Source organism: Streptomyces sp. NPDC002446, assembly GCF_053595675.1.
Map to the genome: position 1 here is coordinate 35,470 of NZ_JBSFYC010000069.1, position 6,000 is coordinate 41,469.

The window sequence follows — 6,000 nt, forward strand, 5'->3', positions numbered from 1 at the left end:
CCGAGTCTGGGGTGTGCGTCGGCCGTGTGTGCCGCGCCGAGGGGGTCAGCCCTCGGCGGCGATACGGGCCAGACGCTGTGCCTCGGCCCGCGTGGTGCGGGCGATGGCGTCCTCGTCGGCGTGCAGCAGACGGCCGTGCTCGACGACCGGCTTGCCGTTGACGAGGGAGAGCGTGACCGGCGCCGCTGCCCCGAAGACGAGGGCGGTCACCGGGTCGGCGATGGAGGAGTGGGCGAGCGTGTCCAGCTTCCAGAGCACCAGGTCGGCGAGCTTGCCCGGCTCCAGGGAGCCGATCTGGGTGGCGCGGCCGAGGACCTGCGCACCGCCGTAGGTGCCCAGGCGCAGCGCCTGACGGGCGTTCAGCGCGGCCTCGCGGTGCGCGCCGAGGCGGTTGATGAGCAGGGCGTTGCGCAGCTCGGTGTGGAGTTCACCGGACTCGTTGGAGGCGGTGCCGTCGACACCGAGGCCGACCGGGACACCGGCGGCGAGCATGTCCGGTACGCGGGCGATTCCGGCGGCCAGCCGGGCGTTGGACGACGGGCAGTGGGCCACACCGGTCTTCGTACGGGCGAAGGCCGCGATGTCGGAGTCGTTCATGTGGACGCAGTGGGCCATCCACACGTCCTCACCCAGCCAGCCGGTGGACTCGAAGTAGTCGGTCGGGCCCATGCCGAAGAGCTCATGGCAGAACTTCTCCTCCTCGACCGTCTCCGAGCCGTGCGTGTGCATCCGCACACCGAGCCGGCGGGCGAGCTCCGCGCCCTGCTTGAGCAGATCGGTGGAGATGGAGAAGGGCGAGCAGGGGGCGACGGCGACCTGGGTCATCGCGTCGAAGGAGGCGTCGTGGTGCTTCTTGACGGTCTCCTCGGTGCCGGCGAGCGCGCCTTCGAGGGTCTCCACGGCGAAGTCCGGCGGCAGACCGCCGTCCTTCTCGCTGCGGTCCATGGAGCCGCGGGCCAGGGTGAAGCGGACGCCCATCTCGGAGGCGGCGCGGATGATGGCGCCGGACAGGTCACCGGAGCCCTTGGGGTAGACGTAGTGGTGGTCCATGGCGGTGGTGACGCCGCCGCGGGCCATCATCGCGAGCGAGCCCTGCGCGGCCGCGTGCACCATCGGCTCGTCGATGCGCGCCCAGGTCGGGTAGAGCGCGACCAGCCAGTTGAAGAGGTTGTGGTCGGTGGCCAGACCGCGGGTGATCCACTGGTAGAAGTGGTGGTGGGTGTTGACCAGGCCGGGTGTGACCAGGTGTCCGGTGGCGTCGATGCGACGGACCACGTTCTCCAGGCCCTCGGGGGCCTTGCCCGCACCGATGGACTCGATCTTGTTGTCGGCGACGACGAGGTACCCCGACGCGTACTCGGTGTCGTCGGCGTCTACGGTCGCGATCGCACAGTTCTCGATGACGATGCGCTGGGCTGCCGATGGTGCCATCGTGCTTCCTCTTCTCTGTGGTGGCGTGGGGGTCCCCCTTGCTCGAAAGCCGGGAGCTCGGGGGCGGGCACGGCAGGACCCTAGGGGGATTTGAGTGCCGGGACCGTGGAACGGTGCCGGGTGCCGAGATGGTGGAAGAACAGGTTGAGCAGGACCGCGGCCAGGGCTCCGGCGCTGATTCCGGAGCCGAGCACGGTCTGCGCCCAGGCGGGGAAGTCCGCGTAGAAGGTCGGCGCGGCGAGCGGGATGATGCCGGCGCCGAGCGACACGGCCACCAGGATGATGTTGGAGCTGTCGTCGAGCCCGGCCTCGGAGAGCGTACGGATACCGCTGACCGCGATCGATCCGAACAGGACGACACCCGCGCCGCCGAGGACCGGCATCGGCACCAGCGAGACCACCGCGCCCAGGACGGGGAAGGCGCCGAGGACCAGAAGCGTGCCGCCGGCGAGCGCGACAACGTACCGGCTGCGTACCCGGGTCAGCGAGACCACCCCGACGTTCTGCGCGAAGGCGCTGGTCGGAAAGCCGCCGAAGACGGGGCCGAGCAGGGTGGCGAGGCCGTCGGTGCGCAGTCCCCGGGTGATCGTGGCGCCGGTGGTGGGGCGGTCGCAGATCTCGCCGAGGGCGAGCATGCCGGCCGACGACTCCGTCATCAGCACCAGCATCACGATGCACAGCGAGAGGATCGCAGCGGGCTGGAACTCCGGGGCGCCGAAGGCGAACGGGGTGGGCAGTGCGGCGATCGGGGCCGAGCGCAGCCCGTCGAGGCTCGCCATCCCGAAGGGGACCGCGGCGAGGGTGCCCACGACCAGACCGATCAGCAGGGCGATCTGCTTGACGAAGCCCTGGGCGAAGCGCTGGATGAGCAGGATCACCAGGAGGGTGAAGGCGGCGAGCGCGAGATTCTGCATGGCGCCGAAGTCGGCGGCGTGCTCGTCTCCGCCCTGCGCCCAGCCGACCGGCACGGGCATCAGGGTGACCCCGATGAGGGTGATGACGACGCCGGTGACCAGCGGCGGGAAGAAGCGCAGCAGTCTGCCGAAGAACGGACCGACGGCGAGGCAGAAGACGCCGGCGACCATGACCGACCCGTAGATGGCCGGGAGTTGATGGCCCTTCGCGGTGGTCTCGGCGATGGCGAGCATGGGGGTGATGCCGGCGGAGCTGGCCGCGTTGACGAACGGCAGCCGGTTGCCGGCGAAGCGGCGGATGCCGAGCGTCTGCAGGAGCGTGGCGAGCCCGGCGATGAGCAGACCGGCGGCGATCAGCCGGGTCCGGCCCGCGGCGTCCAGGCCGACGGCCTGGCCGATGATGAGCGGAGGGGTGACGACACCGGCGTACATGGCGGCGATGTGCTGGAGCGCGGCAGGGACGAGCCGCTTGGCCGCCGGCTTCTCGTCCACCGGATGGACCGGGAGCCGGGGGTGGTGCGGGACTTGCGATGGCTGTGCCATGGGTCGTTCCCCTCAGGATCCGCGTCCCCTCCCGCAGTGGGGTGGGGAGGGGACGCGAGGCACGGCGCGGCGTCGGAGAGCCGCTCAGAGGTTGGTCAGATCCACCGGGATCCGGGCTTCGACACCGTCGCGCAGAACAGTGGCTTCGATCAGGCCGTACGGGCGGTCCGCCGCGTAGTAGACCTCGTTGTCGTTCTTGAGCCCGAACGGTTCCAGGTCCACCAGGAAGTGATGCTTGTTCGGGAGGGAGAACCGCACCTCGTCGATCTCGGAGCGGTTGTTGATGATGCGCGAACCCATCTGGTACAGGGTCTGCTGGAGCGAGAGGCTGTAGGTCTCGGCGAAGGCGTGCAGCATGTGCTTCTTGACCTGCTCGTACGAACGCTCCCAGTTGGGCATCCGCTGCTCGTCGTCGGTCCAGTTGAACCGCCAGCGGGCGGACACCTGCGTGGCGAGGATGCGGTCGTAGGCCTCCTTGAGCGTCGTGTACTTGTCCTTGATGTAGCCCCAGAACTCCGAGTTGGTGGAGTTCATCACCACGAGGTCCTTCAGGCCGGAGATGACCTGCCACTGCTCACCGTCGTAGGTGATCTCGGTCAGCCGGGTCTCCTGACCCTTGCGCACGAAGGAGTGCTTGACCTCGTCGGCGCCGATGAACCTGGAGTTGGCGTCGGAGGTCTCGATCCGCTCCCAGGCGTACTCCTCGATGCGGATACGGGCCTGCTTGATCGGCTCCTGGCTGGTCACGAAGTGCCGGGCCAGGTGGATGCCGAACTGCTCGGCCGACTCGATCCCGTACTCCTTGGCGAAGGCGTAGACGGTGTTCTTGGTCGTGTCGGTGGGCAGGCAGTTGGCGTTGGAGCCGGAGAGGTGGACCTCTTCCAGATCGCCGGAGAGGGCGACCGAGACGTTGAGGTCCTTGATGTGGTGCGTGTCGCCATCACGGGTGATCTTGACGACGCGGTTCTCCGCTTTGCCGTACTGGTTCTGGCCGAGAATCGTGGGCATGTCGGTGCTAGCTCCCTCGGTATACGGAGTAGCCGAACGGGTTGAGCAGCAGCGGTACGTGGTAGTGCTCGCCCGGCTTGACGGCAAAGGTGATTGCCACCTCCGGGAAGAAAGCTCCGCTGTCCCTTACGCGGGGGGCGTCCTGCTGTTCCTCGGCTTGCTGGGTTGCCTCGTGGTGTAGGCGGTGCTTGTTCGAAACGAAGTAGTCCTCGACGGCGAAGTCGAGGCGTACGTGGGTGGTGCCTTCCGGCAGGGCCGGCAGGTCCTTGCAGCGTCCGTCCGCGTCGGTCTTGGACGCGCCGTGGGGCGTCCAGTCGCCGTCGTGGCCGGAGCGCACCGAGAGCGTGAGGGCGACGCCCTCTGCGGGGCGGCCCACGCTGGTGTCCAGGATGTGCGTGGACACCGACGTCTGTGCGGCCGGCTCGCTGCTCATGTTGCGTCTCCTTCTGCGGTCTCCGCGATACGGGTCAGGCGTATGCGGTTGATCTTGCCGAGCTCCACACGAACGATCTCTCGTTCCTGTTCCGGCGAGTTGTCGATCCGGTTACGGACCGCCTCGCGCATCTGCTCCCCGGTGCGGCCGGTGGCGCAGATCAGGAAGACATGGCCGAACTTCTCCTGGTAGGCCAGGTTGAGTTCGAGCATCTCCGCCTTGAGCTCGTCGGAGGCGCCGGCCATCCCGCTCTGCTCGCGGTTCGAGGTCGGGTCTCCCGGCTTCGGCCGGCCGATGGGCGGGTGCCCGGCCATCGCCTCGGCCAGGTCCGCCGCGGTCAGCTCGGCCATGGCGGCGTCGCTGGCGGCGTACAGGGCGTCGATGGTGGCGTAGGGGCGCTGGGCGAGAACCTTGCTCCCCCATGCCCGGCTGGCACACACCTCGTGCAGTGCGGCCCGTGCCGTACTGTCGTCGGCGGTGTTGAACCGGGTCAGCCCCGGGGTCTTGCTCGAAGACACGGGAAGCCTCCGTGGCCTGGTGCTGGACAGCTCTGCTTTGGCTGGAAACAGCTAAGACCCCCGGCAACACCACGTCAACACTTTGTTGAAAACTCGGCAACACAAAAGCCGCCGTCCGGGGGTGCGGACGGCGGCTTCGGCGGTCGGGCGCAGGCTCCGACCAGATCGTCTCAGTCGCCGCCCTTCGCGGCGTTCTCCCTGTTCAGGTAGTTGTAGACGGTGAAGCGGCTGACCCCGAGGGCGCCCGCGACCGTCTCGACGCCGTGCCGGACGGAGAAGGCACCCCGGGCCTCCAGTATCCGCACCACCGACTGCTTGGTCTTGCGATCCAGCTCCGCCAGCGGCATACCGTGCCGGCGCTGGAGCTCGGCGAGGATGTGGTCGAGCGAATCCGACAGATGCGGGAGCCGTACGGCGACCCGGTCCTGCCCCTCCCAGGCCAGCACGACATCGTCGCCCTGGGCCAGATCGGGCGCGACCATCTCTCCGCCCATCGCGTCCACCAGCGGCTTGACCGCCTGGACGAACGGGTGGTCAGCGGGCTCGGTCACGTCGCATCCCCCTCGTCCGTCTTGGCGATCACATTGACCTGCAGGGACACCCGGGTCGCGCCCGCCCGCAGGGATTCGCGCAGCAGCGCGGACACCGCGCCGAGCACCTGCTCCGCATCGCCCTCGGCCGTATTGCCGAACGGACCGACATCGACGGCGTCCAGCTCGGCGCCGGTGACGATGTCCCGCGCCACCACCGCATGCGCCGGTGCCTCGTCCAGGTCGAACGGCTCCGTCGTGAACTCCACTCTCAATCGCACGTCGCTCAACCTACGCGCGGTTCGGCCCGGCCACCAGAAATTGCCCCGGGGCCCCCTTGACAGCCTCCGAACCCGCCAGGCAATGTTCCATTACGCAGAAAAACAGTTCCACTATCCGGAAGGAGCGCCGCCCTTATGGGGTTCACGGACACGCGCTTCAACGTCAATCTGTCGATCCTGTTCACCGAGCTTCCGTTGCTGGAGCGGCCGGCGGCCGCGCGGGCGGCGGGCTTCACGGCGGTGGAGCTGTGGTGGCCGTGGGTGGATGCCCCGGTGCCGGAGCGGGCGGAGCTGGATGCGCTGCGCGGTGCGCTGGAGGGTGCCGGGGTGCGGCTGGTGGGG

General features: G+C 68.8%; 7 protein-coding genes and 1 pseudogene. 1 reads left to right on the forward strand and 7 read right to left on the reverse strand.

Going from position 1 to position 6,000, the window contains the following annotated elements; all coding sequences use genetic code 11:
* Nucleotides 1–45: 45 nt before the first annotated feature.
* The 7 genes from ACWD6P_RS29775 to ACWD6P_RS29805 all read right to left on the reverse strand — a co-directional run bounded on the left by ACWD6P_RS29775 (nucleotide 46) and on the right by ACWD6P_RS29805 (nucleotide 5,658).
* Nucleotides 46–1,431, reverse strand: a complete 1,386-nt coding sequence (locus tag ACWD6P_RS29775; protein WP_451447271.1) for an 8-oxoguanine deaminase — start codon at nucleotides 1,429–1,431, stop codon at nucleotides 46–48.
* An 80-nt stretch (nucleotides 1,432–1,511) separates the two neighbouring features.
* On the reverse strand, nucleotides 1,512–2,888 hold the full coding sequence (locus tag ACWD6P_RS29780; protein ID WP_451447272.1) for a nucleobase:cation symporter-2 family protein: 1,377 nt from the start codon (nucleotides 2,886–2,888) through the stop codon (nucleotides 1,512–1,514).
* Between the two features lie 84 nt (nucleotides 2,889–2,972).
* The gene (gene pucL / locus ACWD6P_RS29785; RefSeq protein ID WP_451447273.1) at nucleotides 2,973–3,896 is read right to left on the reverse strand and encodes a factor-independent urate hydroxylase; all 924 of its coding nucleotides are present in this window, start codon (nucleotides 3,894–3,896) and stop codon (nucleotides 2,973–2,975) included.
* Nucleotides 3,897–3,903: 7 nt separating this feature from the next.
* Entirely contained in the window at nucleotides 3,904–4,329 is a 426-nt protein-coding gene (gene uraH, locus ACWD6P_RS29790) for a hydroxyisourate hydrolase (RefSeq protein WP_451447274.1), read from the reverse strand.
* Nucleotides 4,326–4,847 carry a 2-oxo-4-hydroxy-4-carboxy-5-ureidoimidazoline decarboxylase gene (gene uraD, locus ACWD6P_RS29795; protein WP_451447275.1) on the reverse strand — a complete coding sequence of 174 codons (522 nt, stop codon included), beginning with the start codon at nucleotides 4,845–4,847 and terminating at the stop codon, nucleotides 4,326–4,328. The genes uraH and uraD overlap by 4 nt, the downstream gene beginning before the upstream one ends.
* 170 nt (nucleotides 4,848–5,017) lie before the next feature.
* Entirely contained in the window at nucleotides 5,018–5,398 is a 381-nt protein-coding gene (locus ACWD6P_RS29800) for a helix-turn-helix domain-containing protein (RefSeq protein WP_451447276.1), read from the reverse strand.
* Nucleotides 5,395–5,658, reverse strand: a complete 264-nt coding sequence (locus tag ACWD6P_RS29805) for a hypothetical protein (protein ID WP_451447277.1) — start codon at nucleotides 5,656–5,658, stop codon at nucleotides 5,395–5,397. Before ACWD6P_RS29805 ends, ACWD6P_RS29800 begins: the two co-directional genes overlap by 4 nt.
* 135 nt (nucleotides 5,659–5,793) lie before the next feature.
* Here ACWD6P_RS29805 and ACWD6P_RS29810 point away from each other — a divergent pair.
* Nucleotides 5,794–6,000: pseudogene (locus ACWD6P_RS29810) on the forward strand (hydroxypyruvate isomerase); the annotation flags it as partial.